Source organism: Sphingomonas sp. Leaf62 (genome assembly GCF_001421915.1).
Lineage (GTDB): Bacteria > Pseudomonadota > Alphaproteobacteria > Sphingomonadales > Sphingomonadaceae > Sphingomonas.
On the sequence record NZ_LMLN01000009.1, the window covers coordinates 1,061 to 16,021 of the forward strand.

Annotated in this window: 15 protein-coding genes, 1 tRNA gene and 1 pseudogene; 8 read left to right on the forward strand and 9 right to left on the reverse strand. The window is 65.3% G+C overall.

The annotated features are described in order from the left end of the window. From ASE91_RS20505 to ASE91_RS05770, 4 genes and pseudogenes are all read right to left on the reverse strand, one after another. Positions 1-341, reverse strand: a pseudogene (locus tag ASE91_RS20505) (biotin/lipoyl-containing protein); the annotation flags it as partial. Between the two features lie 6 nt (positions 342-347). Beyond that, positions 348-1,352, reverse strand: a complete 1,005-nt coding sequence (locus ASE91_RS05760; protein ID WP_055997223.1) for an alpha-ketoacid dehydrogenase subunit beta — start codon at positions 1,350-1,352, stop codon at positions 348-350. 10 nt (positions 1,353-1,362) lie between these two features. After that, positions 1,363-2,655 (reverse strand): 3-methyl-2-oxobutanoate dehydrogenase (2-methylpropanoyl-transferring) subunit alpha, encoded by a 1,293-nt coding sequence (locus ASE91_RS05765; protein WP_056623787.1) that lies wholly within the window; start codon positions 2,653-2,655, stop codon positions 1,363-1,365. A gap of 282 nt (positions 2,656-2,937) precedes the next feature. Further along, positions 2,938-5,076, reverse strand: coding sequence for a M3 family metallopeptidase (locus ASE91_RS05770; protein WP_056623790.1), 2,139 nt, complete (start codon positions 5,074-5,076; stop codon positions 2,938-2,940). Positions 5,077-5,177: 101 nt separating this feature from the next. Here ASE91_RS05770 and ASE91_RS05775 point away from each other — a divergent pair, with 101 nt between their 5' ends. Next, complete coding sequence (locus ASE91_RS05775; RefSeq protein WP_056623793.1) at positions 5,178-5,642, forward strand: hypothetical protein; 465 nt, start codon at positions 5,178-5,180, stop codon at positions 5,640-5,642. A 60-nt stretch (positions 5,643-5,702) separates the two neighbouring features. Here the strand turns inward: ASE91_RS05775 and ASE91_RS05780 are convergent, their stop codons facing one another. The 3 genes from ASE91_RS05780 to ASE91_RS05790 are packed head-to-tail and all read right to left on the reverse strand — an operon-like array spanning position 5,703 to position 8,301. After that, complete coding sequence (locus ASE91_RS05780) at positions 5,703-6,344, reverse strand: DUF4893 domain-containing protein (RefSeq protein ID WP_082453844.1); 642 nt, start codon at positions 6,342-6,344, stop codon at positions 5,703-5,705. Positions 6,345-6,351: 7 nt separating this feature from the next. Beyond that, a complete protein-coding gene (locus ASE91_RS05785; RefSeq protein ID WP_056623796.1) occupies positions 6,352-7,137 on the reverse strand; it encodes a 3-hydroxybutyrate dehydrogenase in 786 nt (261 codons plus the stop codon). A gap of 3 nt (positions 7,138-7,140) precedes the next feature. Then, a complete protein-coding gene (locus ASE91_RS05790) occupies positions 7,141-8,301 on the reverse strand; it encodes a patatin-like phospholipase family protein (protein ID WP_055996031.1) in 1,161 nt (386 codons plus the stop codon). Between the two features lie 128 nt (positions 8,302-8,429). Between ASE91_RS05790 and ypfJ the strand changes: the two genes are divergently transcribed. From ypfJ to ASE91_RS05810, 4 genes are all read left to right on the forward strand, one after another. Next, entirely contained in the window at positions 8,430-9,305 is an 876-nt protein-coding gene (ypfJ, locus tag ASE91_RS05795; protein ID WP_056623801.1) for a KPN_02809 family neutral zinc metallopeptidase, read from the forward strand. Continuing rightward, positions 9,305-9,772, forward strand: a complete 468-nt coding sequence (locus ASE91_RS05800) for a GreA/GreB family elongation factor (protein WP_055996038.1) — start codon at positions 9,305-9,307, stop codon at positions 9,770-9,772. Before ypfJ ends, ASE91_RS05800 begins: the two co-directional genes overlap by 1 nt. After that, positions 9,772-10,221, forward strand: coding sequence for a YaiI/YqxD family protein (locus tag ASE91_RS05805; protein WP_055997226.1), 450 nt, complete (start codon positions 9,772-9,774; stop codon positions 10,219-10,221). Before ASE91_RS05800 ends, ASE91_RS05805 begins: the two co-directional genes overlap by 1 nt. Before the next feature lie 147 nt (positions 10,222-10,368). Beyond that, entirely contained in the window at positions 10,369-10,548 is a 180-nt protein-coding gene (locus ASE91_RS05810) for a hypothetical protein (RefSeq protein ID WP_055996041.1), read from the forward strand. A 205-nt stretch (positions 10,549-10,753) separates the two neighbouring features. On the opposite strand, the gene ASE91_RS05815 is transcribed toward ASE91_RS05810, so the two are convergent. Next, positions 10,754-11,743: an NADP-dependent oxidoreductase gene (locus ASE91_RS05815; protein ID WP_082449379.1), complete on the reverse strand. Its 990-nt coding sequence runs from the start codon at positions 11,741-11,743 to the stop codon at positions 10,754-10,756. 106 nt (positions 11,744-11,849) lie between these two features. Next, positions 11,850-13,109, reverse strand: coding sequence for a DUF2171 domain-containing protein (locus ASE91_RS05820; protein WP_235530349.1), 1,260 nt, complete (start codon positions 13,107-13,109; stop codon positions 11,850-11,852). A gap of 249 nt (positions 13,110-13,358) precedes the next feature. On the opposite strand from ASE91_RS05820, the gene ASE91_RS05825 reads away from it, so the two are divergent. From ASE91_RS05825 to epsC, 3 genes are all read left to right on the forward strand, one after another. After that, positions 13,359-13,434, forward strand: a tRNA-Ala gene (locus ASE91_RS05825). Between the two features lie 191 nt (positions 13,435-13,625). Continuing rightward, a complete protein-coding gene (locus ASE91_RS05830) occupies positions 13,626-13,889 on the forward strand; it encodes a hypothetical protein (RefSeq protein WP_056623805.1) in 264 nt (87 codons plus the stop codon). Between the two features lie 110 nt (positions 13,890-13,999). Continuing rightward, complete coding sequence (gene epsC, locus ASE91_RS05835) at positions 14,000-14,932, forward strand: serine O-acetyltransferase EpsC (protein WP_056623808.1); 933 nt, start codon at positions 14,000-14,002, stop codon at positions 14,930-14,932. The last annotated feature ends 29 nt before the right edge of the window (positions 14,933-14,961 follow it).

Consider the following 14,961-nt stretch of genomic DNA (forward strand, 5'->3'; position numbering starts at 1 on the left):
AGCTGGTCCCCCTCCCCGTCCCTGGGAGGAATTGCGACCTCCTCGACGCCCGGATTTTCCGCTTCGACCCGCTCGGGCTCGGCCGGCTGCACGACCTCCTCCGCCGTCTCGATCACGACCAGCGTCGCGCCGATCGCCACCTGATCGCCCGGCTCGCCCGCCAGTTCGACCACGGTCCCCGCGACCGGGCTTTCCATCTCGACCGTCGCCTTGTCGGTCATCATGTCGGCGAGACGGCCGTCTTCCTCGACACGGTCGCCGACGGCGACGTGCCATGCGACGATCTCGGCCTCGGAAATGCCTTCACCGATATCGGGCAGGCGGAAGGAGAAACGTGCCATGGCTTGTCAGTCCTGCATGATTTTCTTGAGCGCCTGTCCGATGCGGACCGGCCCCGGGAAATACGCCCATTCGAGGCTGTGCGGATACGGCGTGTCGAAGCCGGTCACGCGCTCGATCGGCGCTTCGAGATGGTGGAAGCAGCGTTCCTGCACCAGCGCCGACAGTTCGGCACCGAAGCCGCCCGTCCGGGTCGCCTCGTGCACGATCATGCAGCGGCCGGTCTTCTTCACCGACGCCTCGATCGCCTCGATATCGAGCGGCACCAGCGTGCGCAGGTCGAGGATTTCGGCGTCGATCCCGGCTGCCTCCACGGTCGCCTGCGCGACATGGACCATGGTGCCATACGCGAGAATGGTCAGGTCGCCACCTTCGCGCACGACCTTCGCCTTGCCCAGCTCGATCCGGTAATAGTCCTCGGGTACCTCACCTTGCGGGTGTTTCGACCAGTTCTGCGCCGGCTTGTCCCAATTGCCGTCGAACGGGCCGTTATAGATGCGCTTGGGTTCGAAGAAGAGGACCGGGTCGTTGTCCTCGATCGCGGCGATCAGCAGCCCCTTGGCATCATAGGGCGTCGACGGGATCACCGTCTTGATGCCCGATACGTGGGTGAAGATGCCCTCGGGCGACTGGCTGTGGGTCTGTCCACCGAAGATGCCGCCGCCGAACGGCGAGCGGACCGTGATCGGCGCGATGAAATCGCCGGCCGAGCGATATCGCAGCCGGGCCGCCTCGCTGACCAGCTGGTCGAGCGCCGGATAAATGTAATCGGCGAACTGGATTTCGGGCACCGGACGCAGGCCATAGGCCCCCATGCCGACCGCAACGCCGATGATGCCGCATTCGGTGATCGGCGTGTCGAACACGCGGGTCTTGCCATATTTGTTCTGCAGGCCCGCCGTCGCGCGGAACACCCCGCCGAAATAGCCGACATCCTCGCCCATCACGATGACGTTCGGATCGCGATCCATCATGACATCCATGGCGGAATTGATCGCCTGGATCATGTTCATGCGCGCCATGTCAGTGGCCCTCCTTGCGCGCCCAGGGGCGGCCGGAGGCTTCCTCCTCGGCCATCATCTGCGCCTGCTGCTCGCGCAGGTGCCACGGCATTTCCTCGAACACGCCGTCGAACAGCGTGTCGAGCGGCTGGTGCAGGCCGTGGCCGAGAATGCCGTTGGCTTCCGCTTCCTTCTGGGCAGCGCGTACGCGTTCGGCGGCGTCGCGATCCATTGCCGCGTGACGCTCGTCGTCCCACTCGCCGATCGCGATCAGATGCCCCTTCAGCCGCGCGACGGGATCGCCCAGCGGCCATGCCGTCGGTTCGCCCGCCGATCGATATTGCGACGGGTCATCGGAGGTCGAATGGCCCTCGGCACGATAGGTGAAATGCTCGATCAGCGTCGGACCGGCATTGGTCCGTGCCCGCTCGGCCGCCCATGCCGTCGCGGCATAGACCGCCAGCGCGTCATTGCCGTCGACCCGCAGGCCGGCGATGCCATAGCCGATCGCCCGCGCGGCAAAGGTCGTCGCCTCCGCCCCCGCGAACCCCGAAAAGCTGCTGATCGCCCACTGGTTGTTGACGACATTGAAGATCACCGGCGCGCGATAGACGGTGGCGAAGGTCAATGCGGAGTGGAAGTCGCCCTCGGCGGTGCTCCCCTCCCCGCACCACGTCGCCGCGATGCGGGTATCGCCCTTCGAGGCCGACGCCATCGCCCAGCCGACCGCCTGTGGATATTGCGTCGTCAGGTTGCCCGAGATCGAGAAGAAGCCATAGTTTTTCGACGAATACATGATCGGCAACTGCTTGCCCTGTAACTTGTCGCCGCGGTTCGAGTAGATCTGGTTCATCATCTCGACCATCGAGTAATCGCGCGCGATGAGGATGCCCTGTTGCCGATAGCTGGGAAAGGTCATGTCGTCGCGGTCGAGCGCCATCGTGCCGGCGATGGCGATCGCCTCTTCGCCGGTGCATTTCATATAGAAGCTGGTCTTGCCCTGCCGCTGCGCGCGGAACATGCGCTCGTCAAAGGCGCGGACCGTCGCCATGTGGCGCAGCATCCGGCGCAACACGTCCGGGTCGAGGCGCGGGTTCCACGGGCCGACCGCCTGCCCCTGCGCATCCAGCACCCGGACCAGCGTGTAGGACAGTTCGTGGAAGCTGTCCGGCGCGGCGGTCGTGTCGGGACGCAGCTGCGCACCGGCGGCGGGCACGGCCACGTCGGCGAAGTCGACCGCGTCGCCGGGACGGAATTTGGGTTCGGGCACATGCAGCGCGAGGCGCGGCAGATTCGTGCGGCTATCGCCGGTCATGCACTCTCCATGTCGCTTCCACGTCGCCGGTTTCGGTCGCGCAGACTCGTTACAAGCGCTTGTTATATAATTTCAACGTGCTTGGCGAGAGGGAGGATGGGTCCGGTGGGCGCTTTCGTCGAAATGGCGTGAGGCGACGACCGAAAATCCTCCCCATTCATGCGGGAGGGGGACCTTCCGCAGGACGGTGGAGGGGGGGGTGTCCGCATGCGCAGCGGGTTCGTATGCGGACGCCCCCCTCCACCAGCTTCGCTGGTCCCCCTCCCCGTGCCGGGGAGGAATTTACTGGATCGGGAAGCCGCGGCGTTTGAACAGTGCGGTCACGTCCGGGTCGCGTCCGCGGAAGGCGCGATACGCTTCCTTGCGGTCGGTTTCGTTGCCGGTCGACAGTAGCGTCTTGCGGAAACGATCCGCCGTTGCCTTGTCCCAGACATTGCCCGTCGCCTCGAACGCGGCCCAGGTGTCGGCGTCCATCGTTTCCGACCACAGATAGGAATAATAGCCCGCCGAATAGGCGTCGGACGAGAACAGGTGATTGAACTGCGGCAGGCGGTGCCGCATCACGATCTCCTTGGGCATCCCGATCTGTGCCAGCGTGTCGCGCTCGAACGCCGCCGGGTCGGTCACCGGCGTTTCACGGTCGTGCAATGCCATGTCGACGATCGCCGACGACAGATACTCGACCGTCGAGAAACCCTGATTGAAGGTCGACGACTTTTCGATCTTGTCGACCAGCGCCTGCGGCATCGGCTGGCCGGTCTGGTAATGTTTGGCATAGAGGTCGAGCACGTCGCGGGTCAGCAACCAGTTTTCGTTCACCTGGCTGGGATATTCGACGAAGTCGCGCGGCGTACCGGCGAGACCCGGATAGGTCACGTCCTGCAACAACGAATGGATCGCATGGCCGAATTCGTGGAACAGCGTCGTCGCGTCGTCGAGGCTGATCAGCGTCGGCTGTCCCGCCGCGCCCTTCACGAAATTATTGTTGTTCGACGCCAGCACGTTGGTTTTGCCGCCCAGCTTCTGCTGGCCGCGATACCGGGTCGCCCATGCCCCCGATCGCTTGCCCGAACGCGCGAACGCATCGAAATAGAACACACCGATATTCTTGCCCGTCCGCGCGTCGGTCACGACGAAGGTCCGAACATTCTTTTCGAACACCGGAATCTGCCCGGTATTCTCGGTGAATTTCAGGTCGTAGAGCCGTCCCGCCGCATAAAAGGCACCGGCAAGGATATTGTCGAGTTGCAGATACGGCTTCACCTCGCTTTCATCAAGGTCGTACTTCGCCTTGCGCACCTTTTCGGCATAGAAGCGATAATCCCATGGCGCGATCGTGATGGTCGCGCCGTCCTTCACGGCAAGCGCCTGCATGTCCGCCACTTCCTCCCGCACGCGCGCGACGGCGGCGGGCCACACGCGCATCATCAGCGCCTTCGCATTGGCAGGCGTACCCGCCATCGTATCGTCCATGCGGAGATAAGCGTGGTTGCGGAAGCCGAGCAGCTTCGCCCGCTCCTGCCGCAGCTTCAGGATCGTGGCGATTGTCGCCTTGGTATCGTTCGCCCCGCCATTGTCGCCGCGCATGGTGAAGGCACGCCAGACCTTTTCGCGCAAAGCCCGGTCGGTGGCATAGGTCAGCACCGGCGCGACCGACGACCGCGTGTTCACGATCGCCCATTTGCCGGCAAGGCCGCGTTCGTCGGCCGCCGCCTTCAGCGATGCGACGAAGCTATCGGGCAGGCCCGCCAACTGCTTTGCATCGTCGACGACGATCCATGTCTCCTCGTCGGCAAGTACCTTCTGGCTGAAGTCGTTATAGGCGACCGACAGCTGCTGGTTCAGGCCGCTGACCTGCTGACGCTGCGCATCGGTCAGCAGGCTGCCGCGCCGGACGAAGCTGCGATAGGTCCGCTCCAGCAGGCGCAATTGCTGCGGGTTCAGATTCTGTTTGGCGCGACTGTCGTACGCCGCCTTGATCCGGGCGAACAGTTTCGGGTCGAGGAACAGTTCGTCGTTGAACGCCGACAGTTTGGGCGACCATTCGCGGTCGATCGCCTGCACCTCCTTCGTCGCAAGGTTGCTGGTGTAGACGCCCCACATCGACCCGACGCGGTCCATCATCTCGCCGGCCAGTTGCAGCGGTTCGATGACCGTCCTGAACGTCGCCGGGCGCTTGTCGTCCCGGATCGCGTGGATCTCGCGGCGCATCTCGGCCATCGCCACCGGGAAGGCGACCGGGAACATCGCCGGCGTCACCTTGTCCCATGGCGGCACCCCCTGATACGGCCCGCCCCATTTCGCGGTCAGCGGGGCGGCGTCGATGGCGGCAGCGGCAGTCGGGGTTTGCGGCATGGCAGCTCCGTCCGCCGGAAGCGCGAAAGCGGTCGTGGCGAGCAACGCGCCGAGACGTACGATCATCAACAGTTCCGTCCTAAATATCGAATATCGGCAAACTTAAAGATCGGGAGCCGCTTGGCAAGAACGGCGTTGATGCGGCAACGAAACGACACGGGGCCATCATGCACATCACGACCATCGCCGAACTCGACCGCGTCCGCGACGACGCGCGCAAGCTGGTGACCAAGCGCGCGCTGGTATCGGCGGGCGCTTCGGTGGTGCCGGTGCCCGGCGCGGACCTGATCGTCGACGCCAATATCCTGACGAAATTGCTGCCCGACATCAGCAACCGGTTCGGGCTGAGCGAGAAGCAGGTTCAGGCGCTCGAGCCCGATCGGGCAAAGCAGGTACTGTTGATCGCCGCCAATCTGGGCAACGGCGTCATCGGCCGGTCGATCACCCGGCGGGTAGTGACGATGCTGATCCGCCGGGTCGGCGCGCGCTATGCCAGCAAGTCGTTGTTGCGGTTCGTGCCGTTCGCCGGACAGATCGCGGCGGCGGGCATCAGTTTCGGGGCGATGAAGCTGGTCGGCAACTCGCATATCGACGATTGCTACGAGACGGTTCGGCGGACGCTGCCGGCGTAGTGCAGTCGTGATCGTCATTCCCGCACCGGCGGGAATGACGAATGACTGGCGTCGGGAGGTTCAGTCCGCCGGCACCAGTTCGATCACGTCCAGCAGCGATTCGAACCGTGGATAGGGCAGCACCAGCCGCCAGCGCCGCTCGCCGATGCGTTCCAGCACGCCCGCCATGTCGCGATCCCGGTCCTGCCCATATTGCAGCGCCGCCCGTTCGTTGCCGAGCAACAGCGTGCCGAGGAAGATCGTCCGATCGCCATCGGCGAACAACAGCCCGACCGGGCGCTGCGATCCGGTTTCCTTGTAGAAGCTCCGCACCCGCCCTTCGTCGGCGATGCGGCAGTCGAACGGCGGATAGGCGGTGAAATCGCGCATCGCGCTGCCCGCCGCGCCCAGTTTGAACACCCGGCAACGATAGCGTCCGGACGGGGCAGTGCCGGTCAGCGCCAGATCGGGCTGAAACAACGCGCCTTGTTCGGCGATCGCCGCCGGATCGGCCGCGCGGGCGCGGGGCAAGGCCGCCATCCACGCCTCCCGCCAGCGCCGCAGCCGGTCGCGATCGGCCGGCGTCGCTACGCGCCGCCAGTCGTCGCCGGCGGCGGGACGCTCTGCCGGGGTGGCGCCGGCCGATGCCGCCCCTGCCCCGCCGCCACAACCGCCGGTCGACACGCCGAGCATCAGCCCGGCGATGCACGCGCTCCGCTTCATGCTGCGATCATGCCGCGGTCCAGCCGCCGTCGATCGACAGGTTGGCACCGGTGATAGCCTTCGCCTCGTCCCGGCACAGATAGAGCGCGAGGCTTGCGACCTGTTCGGACGTGACGAACTCCTTGGTCGGCTGCGCCGCCAGCAGCACGTCGTTCATCACCTGTTCGCGAGTCAGGCCGCGCGAGGCCATGGTATCGGGAATTTGTTGTTCGACCAGCGGGGTCCAGACATAGCCGGGCGAGATACAGTTGGCGGTGATGCCGAAGGTCGCGACTTCCAGCGCGACGGCCTTGGTCAGCCCGGCCAGCCCGTGTTTGGCGGTGACATAGGCCGACTTGTTGGGACTGGCGACCAGGCTGTGCGCCGACGCGGTGTTGATGATCCGGCCCCATCCGCCCTTTTTCATATGCGGTACGGCGGCCCGGATCATGTGGAAGGCCGACGACAGGTTGATCGCGAGGATCGCATCCCATTTGTCGATCGGAAACTCTTCGATCTTCGCGACATGCTGGATACCGGCATTGTTGACGACGATGTCGACCGATCCGAACTCCGCCGCCGCCTTGTCGACCATTGCCGCAATCTGGTCCGGCTTGGTCATGTCGGCCTTGTCATAGCGCGCCTCGGCACCGCTTGCCTGCGCCAGCGCGGCGCGTTCGGCCTCGATCTTTTCCTCGTGGCCGAAGCCGTTGATGACGACGGTCGCGCCCTCTGCGGCGAATGCCTTCGCATAGGCGAGGCCGATGCCGGAGGTCGAGCCGGTGACGATCGCAGTCTTGCCCTTCAGGAACATAGATTATCCTTGGCGTTGATGGAGATGCGGGGTGAGGTCGAACGCGGCGGTCCGACCGTCGAGGATGTTTTCGGCGACGACGCGGGCATTGGCGAGCGTGACGGCGATCGCCGCCCGACCCGCCGCCCAATGCTCCTCCATCGCGCGTGCCGAAAATTCGAAGTCGCGCGCCCCGCCCTCCCAGTGATTGGCGCGGTAGATGAGGTGGACGAGGCTCAAGGGGTGTTCGTCGGCCATCGCCTCCAGCGCGCGGACATCGGCATCGTCACGCAATTCGACGGGCAGCTTGCCGACCATGCGCCGGATCAGCTCGCGTTCCTGCCGCAGGCGCAGTCGGTCGGCGGTCACCTGTCGCGTCCGGCTGGAAAAGCGGATTTCCTTTTCCCGGGCGACGACATCGCCGATCGTGCGCGGCAGCAGCGCTTCGGCGGGAAACAGATCGACCTGAAACACCAGCATCGGATCGCGCTGATGGTCGAGGATGTGGGTCAGCGGGGTGTTGGATACCAGCCCGCCGTCCCAATACCAGCGCCCGTCGATCTCGACCGGCGGCAAACCCGGCGGCAACGCGCCCGACGCCATGACGTGTCGCGCATCCAGCCGTTCGCGCGCGCTGTCGAAATAGACGAAGTTGCCGCTTTCGATATCGACCGCCCCGACCGACAGCCGCACCGGTCCGTCATTGACCCGATCCCAGTCGACCAGCCGGTCGAGCGTTTCGCGCAACGGCGTCGTGTCATAGTAGCTGAGCGCGGCAGCGGTACCGGGCGCGGCGAATTGCGGAGGCAGCCCGCGTGGACCGAAGAAGCCGGGCACGCCGGTCGCGAGCACCACCCCCGCCGACCATTCATGCACCCATTCGCGCACCCGGTCGTCGGGCAGGATCGGGAACCACGGCAGCACGCCCGCCGCCTGCGTCCAGAAATCGCGGAGGCGCGCGACGCGGTGTTCGGGCGGGTTTCCGGCAAAGATCGCGGCGTTGATCGCACCGATCGAAATCCCGGCGACCCAGTCGACCTCGATCCCGGTTTCACCCAGCCGTTCGATCACCCCCGCTTGATAACTGCCGAGCGCGCCACCGCCCTGCAACACCAGCGCGACGCAGTCGGGGAGCGGCAGGCCGGGCGGGGATTGTCGGCGCAGGCGGGGATCGGCTTCGGCCATTGGTGACACTTTGTGGGTTATACGAATCGGTTGCAACGCCCCTACAACCGATTTCGTGCACGCCGGTTGCAACGCAGTTGCCGTTTCGCGCATTTCAGTACGGACCTTTAACGAACGGACCGCCGCCCATGCGCCTCGACGATCTCGATCCCGCCAGCAACGTAGAGGATCTCGGCCGGGGTGGTGGCGGCGGTGGCGGCGGCTTCAACTTGCTGGGCTTGCTGCCATTATTACTGGGGCGCGGGCTGGGCTGCGGGACGATCGGCATCCTAGCCGTCGTCGCCATCGCGTTCCTGATGTTCTCGGGCGGTGGAGGTCTGCTGACCGGCGGGCAGGCCCCGACGACGCAACAGGGTTCGCAGCAGGGCAATGTTCCGTGCGACACCGCCGAAGAGCTGTTCGCCTGCCGCGTGCTGCAATCGACCAACCAGACGTGGACGGCGATCTTCCGCGAACAAGGGCAGCAATACCCCCTGCCGACGATGCGCTTCTACCAGCAGGGCGCGCAGTCGGGATGCGGCGCGGCGCAGTCGGCGATGGGTCCCTTCTATTGCCCGCCGGATCGTGGCGTATACCTCGACACCAGCTTCTTCCGGGAGTTGTCGCAGCGGTTCGGCGCGGCGGGCGACTTCGCGCAGGCCTATGTCATCGCGCATGAGGTCGGCCATCATATCCAGAACCTGACCGGACAAGCCGAGACCGTCAGCCGTGCCCAGCAAACGCTGCCGAAGGCGCAGGGCAACGCCCAGTCGGTACGGCTGGAGTTGCAGGCCGATTGCTATGCCGGCGTCTGGGCGGCACGGAACCGCAACCGCCTAGAACCGGGTGATATCGAAGAAGGGCTGCGCGCTGCCCAGGCGATCGGCGACGACACGCTGCAAGGCAACAGTGCATCCCCTGAGACCTTCACCCATGGCACGTCGGCGCAGCGGATGAAGTGGTTGCAGCGTGGGCTGCAGAGCGGCGACCCGGCGCAGTGCGACACCTTTTCGGGTGCGATCTGATGAGCGTTGCGTTCCGGCGGGAGGATGACGACGAACATAAGGAGCCGCGCTTCGAACTGCCGTTGCCGCCCGGCCCCAATCTGGTGACGCGGCGCGGGCTGCAGGCGATGGCCAATCAGGTCGAACGGCTGGAGGCCGAACTGGCCGGGGCCGATGGCGATGCCGAGCGGACGACGGCGATCAAGCGCGATTTGCGCTATTGGCGGACGCGGCATTCGACGGCCGAGATCGCGCCGATCCCCGAGGACGAGGTCGCGTTCGGATCGCGGGTGACTTATCGATTGAACGGGCAGCGCAAGACGATCGAACTGGTCGGCAGCGACGAAGCCGATCCGGCGGCGGGGCGCATCCCGTTCACCGCGCCGCTCGCCGTCGCGCTCACCGGGCTGATGGCCGGCGAAACGGCCGATTTCGGCGGGCGGAGCGATGCGATCGAGGTGATCGAGACGGGTCCGATCGAATCGTGATCCGCATTCTGGTCGACGCCGATGCCTGTCCGGTCAAGGACGAGGTGTACCGCGTCGCCGAGCGGCTCGGCGCACGCGTGGCGATCGTCAGCAACAGCCAGTTGCGCGTGCCGTTGGTGCCATGGGTCGAACGGGTGGTGGTATCGGACGGGTTCGATGCCGCCGACGACTGGATCGCAGAGGCGGCCGGCAGGGACTGCGTGGTGGTAACGGCCGACATCCTGCTCGCCGACCGCTGTCTGAAGGCCGGCGCCACGGTCATCGCGCCCAACGGCAAGCCGTTCACCGGCGCGTCGATCGGCGGCGCGATCGCGACGCGGGCGATCATGGCCGATCTGCGTGCCGGCGGCGAGCAGTTGGGCGGGCCGCCGCCATTCGGCAAGACCGATCGATCACGCTTCCTGCAATCGCTCGACGCCGCGCTGGTCCGGCTGGCACGGGGTTGTTAGAGGCTGTTTGAAAACTCGCGAGAGAGCGAGTTTTGCAGGCGGTGCCGGCCCGCCCCCCCCTCCCGGCCACCCGTCAAGATATCGTGTGGGTGGCCGGGAGNAAATGTGCCACAGCGCATTTTCCAACGGACTCTTAGGAGCAACGCCATGGCCGAAAAATTCGAACGTCATCGCCAGCCTTGGCGACCCGATGAAATCCAGAAGCTGCATCAGCTTGCCGGCAAGGGCATGGCGCTGAAGGCGCTCGCCAAGGCGCTGACGCGCAGCGAGGAGTCGATCAAGCAGCGCGCGAAGGAAGACGGGTTGAAGATCACCAAGCTGCACTAGGACCGATCGATATTCAGCTGTCAGGCCAGCGAACTTATCCCTCCCTGACAAGGGAGGAGCTGGGGGTAGGTTGGTCTGTGGCTGGCGGGTCGCTCCCTCGCGGGCCAACCCACCCCCCGACCCCTCCCTTGTCAGGGAGGGGAGTGGTCGAAACCTTACTGAATTTCGATCGGCCCTAGATCCTCCCTGCAAAGCGGGGAGGAATTTATAGCTTTACCAGCATCTTGCCCTTGTTCTTGCCGCTGAACAGGCCGAGGAACGCGTCGGGCGTCGCCTCCAGTCCGTCGACCACCGTCTCTTCGCGCTGGAACTTGCCGCTCGCTACGAGCTCGCCCATGCCCTGATGGAATTCGCCGATGCGCCCAAAGAAGTCGCTGACGATGAAGCCCTGCACACGGATACGCGCGGCGATTACCCGCATCAAATAGCGCAGGCTGGTCGCATGCGACGCATTATAGCCGTCGATCATGCCACAGATCGCGAAGCGCGCGCCCTGCCGGGCATGGGCCAGCGCCGCGTCGAGATGATCGCCGCCGACATTGTCGAAATAGACGTCGATACCGTCCGGTGCGGCAGCGCCCAGCGCCTTCACCAGCGGCAAATCACCCTTGTAATCGATGACATGGTCCGCCCCCAGCGAGCGGACCCAATCGGTCTTCGCGGTACCGCCCGCCGAACCGATGACGGTCATGCCTTTCGCTTTAGCGATCTGCACGACGGTCGATCCGACCGCACCGGCCGCCGCCGAAACGAACACCGTGTCGCCGGCTTTGGCCTCCGCAACCGCCAGCAACCCGAACCATGCGGTCATGCCGGGCATGCCGAGCGCGCCCAGAAACGCCTGATCGGGAATGCCGAGGTCGGGCAGCTTCTGCACACCCTTGGCCGCGACGATCGCCTCGTCCCGCCATCCCGCCATGTGCTGAACCTGCGTACCGACCGGCAGCTCCGCCGCCCGGCTCTCGATCACCTCGCCAACCGCGCCACCCTCCATGGGCGCATCCAAGGCGAAGGGCGGCACATAGCTTTTCCCGTCGTTCATCCGCCCGCGCATATAGGGATCGACCGACAGCCAGCGATTGGCGACGCGCACCTCTCCGTCCGCCAGCTCGCGCGCCGGCAGGTCGCGCAATGCGAAATCCTCCGCCACCGGCATTCCGTTCGGCCGTCGCACCAGATGCCAAGCCTTCGCCATTCTCAACGCTCCATATCAGTTTCGTTCCGCTACGTAAGGCGCGACACCCCTAAAGCAAAGGGGGCCGGTTTCCCGACCCCCTCCGCCTGTAGCCGCTGCGAACCGATCAATAGGTTCCGGGGAAGCTGCGATTGAGGTTCGTCTCGCTGTCGCTCGACGACGTGGCGGACGTGCCGGTGCCGGTCGTGCCGGTATTGGTCGTGCCGCCGATGCCGGTGCCGGCCGTGGTCGACGTGCCCGAACCGAGCGCCTGACCAGTGGTCGCGGTCGATCCGCTGCCATATTGGCCGGTCGTACGGTTGGTATCGGTGTTACGGTCGTTGCCGAAGCGGTCATTGCCATAGCCGCGCTGCGCCGACGACTGGCTGCCGAACATCGCCTGCTGCTCTTCCTCGTCGCGCCACGCCTTCTTGGCTTCGCTGGCGGTCTTGCGCAACTTCACCTTGTCATCGATCGATTCGACCCAGCGCGACGGGATCGAATGATGATGGCCACCGGCAGCGGCATCGCTCTTGGTCAGGATGATGCGATCGCCGCGCACCTTGTCGACGACGCCGACATGCTCGCCATCGGAGCCGAGCACTTCCATATGCTCGGTAACGCGGGTCAGGCTGTCGCGCTGCGTCTGACGCTCGGTCCGGAACGCGGTGAATTCGTTCTGGAAGCGGGTCGCATTTTCCTGACGATATTCATCATAGTCGCGGTCGAACGCGCTGACCTGCGTGTCGCGCCACGAGCGATAGGCATGGTCGCTGTGCCGGTCGTCATAGCGCGACATCTGCTCGTCATAGCGCTGGTCGCGCTCGCGCCGACGTTCCGCGTCTTCGTCGCCGAACCACGACCGGACCTCGTCGCCGGCCCGTGCAAGGAAGCCGCGATCCTCGGCATCATAGTCCCGATCGCTGCGATCGCGATCCTGGTTGCGGTCCGCGCCATAGCGGTTGTCGCCGCGGTTCCGTTCGCCATAGCGGTTGCGGGTACCGTAGCGGTTGTCGTCATTGCCATAGCCGCCCTGATAGCGGTCGCCCTGCGATCCATAGCTGCTGGACCCGCGGTCATTATGGTCGAAGTCGCGGCTGGCATAGCCACGGTTCCGGTCGGCACCATAGGCCGAACCCGAGGGACGGCTGCCCGACGAACTGCCGTAAGAGTCCCGGCCGCGCCCGCCGTCGCGATCGTCGCGCTGCGACGACGATCCGCCGTAATTCTGCTCGCCATAGCCGCGCGAGCCCTGTGCGCTGCCATAACCCTGCGAACCACCATAGCTGCTGCGCGAACGATCGTCGCGGTCGCGCCAGCGTCCGTCGTCGCCCGACCGGTCGTTCCACGATGAGTCTTCGTTGCGCGGATAGCGATCATAACCCATGGAAATCTCCTGCAGATGTTTCATGTTATCGCGGCGCAGCAGCACGGGCTGCCATGTCGTATGCGAACAAGCGCCGACCCTGCGGTTGGTTCCAATCGGGATCATGGGCCGCGACGAAGAGCACCGCGCAAGCGATCGATGGCCATGCGAACAGGCGGTCGGATTTTGTCGCGGCGAGCGCGCGAGACCCGTTGCATCCGCCAAAACCGCCCGCTACAGAAGCGGCCCCGGCATGGCCGGATGAGGGGCGGGGCTGTAGCTCAGATGGGAGAGCGCTGCAATCGCACTGCAGAGGTCAGGGGTTCGATTCCCCTCAGCTCCACCACCCCGCACACCTTACAGGCACTCTTATCGCACATTGATGGTTCCAGCGCGGGCGGCCTGCGGCGTTTGACCGTGGCGATTGATAGCGGCACATTACCCTACTAAAGTAATAGGATTATGGTTTCTTGGTATTCGCTCCTTACTATGAGCGGTGCAACGGCCGCCTCCGCGGCGACGAACAGGAGATCGGGTTTGACGAGATTCATCGCACCGCTGGCGGCAATTGCGCTGGTCGGGCTCGGCGGGTGTTCGGGCAACGAACCGGCCAATGGCATCGACGCCAACGCATCGATCGAAACGAACCTGACGACGGTCGACGAGCCGCTGGCGAATGATGCCGCGTTCGGCAACGAAGCCGTCTTGTCGAACGACAGCGCACTCCCGGTCGATCCGACGCTGAACGGGGCGGTCGCCGATCCGACGCTGAACACGACCGGCAACGCCACCGGCCTTTGAGTTTCGCCGCGCTTCGGCGTGGTGTCCGCGACGCTTTGGTAGCTCCCTAAGCGTAACCTTGGTCGGGCGTCGTCAAGTCGCCCGACCTTTTTTGTTTCGAAGCGATCCGCATGTCCCAGGCCGACGAAGACCGCCGCCAGATCATCGACCACGCCACCCGTGCCCTGTCGACCGCGCGCATGGCATGGCGGCGGGCGCAACCGAGCCGGCAGCAACCGGCGATCTTCCCATCGCGAACCACGCTGACGCGTGCCGTCGAATTCCTGTCGCACGCCCTGTTCCCCGGCCGGATCGGTGGCTTTGCGGGCGAGGCGACCGGGGAAGACCGGTTCGTTGCCGAGCGACTCGACGCGGCCTTTGCGTTGCTCGACGACGCGATCCGCGCCGAATTCGCCTATTGGCAGGATGTTTCGGCGATCGACTTCGCGCCCGAACGGCCGGCGGAGATATTGCGGCTGTTCGCCGGCACGCTGTCGCGCGTGCGGGCGCTGATCGACACCGACGTCGCCGCGATCTTTCGCGGCGATCCGGCGGCACGCAGCGTCGATGAAATCCTGATCTGCTATCCCGGCGCGGTGGCGATCCTGCACCATCGGCTGGCGCACGAACTCGACTCGCTCGGCGTGCCGATCGTCGCGCGGATCGTGTCGGAGATCGCCAACGAACGTACCGGCATCGACATTCATCCCGGTGCGACGATCGGTCCCGGCTTCTTCATCGATCATGGCACCGGCGTGGTGATCGGCGAAACCGCCGTCATCGGCGCGCGGGTGCGGCTGTACCAGCATGTCACGCTCGGCGCGCGAACCCCGCATCAATCGCAACCCCGTTCCGGCAGTGGTCCGTTCGCGCAGCGCGTGGCACGGCATCCGATCGTGGGGGACGATGTCGTGATCTATGCCGGAGCGACGATCCTTGGCCGGGTCACGATCGGTGACCGGGCGGTGATCGGTGGCAATGTCTGGCTGTTGCAGGACGTGGCGGCGAACAGCGTCATCATGCAGCCGGAGGCGGTGCCGGCAGGGGTTTCAGGACCGACCTGACCTCCTTGCCTAGCTCCGACACCCCGCTA

Excerpts from the sequence above, each read along its gene's own strand:
- ASE91_RS05760 (WP_055997223.1), bottom strand. The coding sequence starts at position 1,352 with ATGAACATGATCCAGGCGATCAATTCCGCCATGGATGTCATGATGGAT.
- ASE91_RS05765 (WP_056623787.1), bottom strand. The coding sequence starts at position 2,655 with ATGACCGGCGATAGCCGCACGAATCTGCCGCGCCTCGCGCTGCATGTG.
- ASE91_RS05770 (WP_056623790.1), bottom strand. The coding sequence starts at position 5,076 with ATGATCGTACGTCTCGGCGCGTTGCTCGCCACGACCGCTTTCGCGCTT.
- ASE91_RS05775 (WP_056623793.1), top strand. The coding sequence starts at position 5,178 with ATGCACATCACGACCATCGCCGAACTCGACCGCGTCCGCGACGACGCG.
- ASE91_RS05780 (WP_082453844.1), bottom strand. The coding sequence starts at position 6,344 with ATGAAGCGGAGCGCGTGCATCGCCGGGCTGATGCTCGGCGTGTCGACC.
- ASE91_RS05785 (WP_056623796.1), bottom strand. The coding sequence starts at position 7,137 with ATGTTCCTGAAGGGCAAGACTGCGATCGTCACCGGCTCGACCTCCGGC.
- ASE91_RS05790 (WP_055996031.1), bottom strand. The coding sequence starts at position 8,301 with ATGGCCGAAGCCGATCCCCGCCTGCGCCGACAATCCCCGCCCGGCCTG.
- ypfJ (WP_056623801.1), top strand. The coding sequence starts at position 8,430 with ATGCGCCTCGACGATCTCGATCCCGCCAGCAACGTAGAGGATCTCGGC.
- ASE91_RS05800 (WP_055996038.1), top strand. The coding sequence starts at position 9,305 with ATGAGCGTTGCGTTCCGGCGGGAGGATGACGACGAACATAAGGAGCCG.
- ASE91_RS05810 (WP_055996041.1), top strand. The coding sequence starts at position 10,369 with ATGGCCGAAAAATTCGAACGTCATCGCCAGCCTTGGCGACCCGATGAA.
- ASE91_RS05815 (WP_082449379.1), bottom strand. The coding sequence starts at position 11,743 with ATGGCGAAGGCTTGGCATCTGGTGCGACGGCCGAACGGAATGCCGGTG.
- ASE91_RS05820 (WP_235530349.1), bottom strand. The coding sequence starts at position 13,109 with ATGGGTTATGATCGCTATCCGCGCAACGAAGACTCATCGTGGAACGAC.
- epsC (WP_056623808.1), top strand. The coding sequence starts at position 14,000 with ATGTCCCAGGCCGACGAAGACCGCCGCCAGATCATCGACCACGCCACC.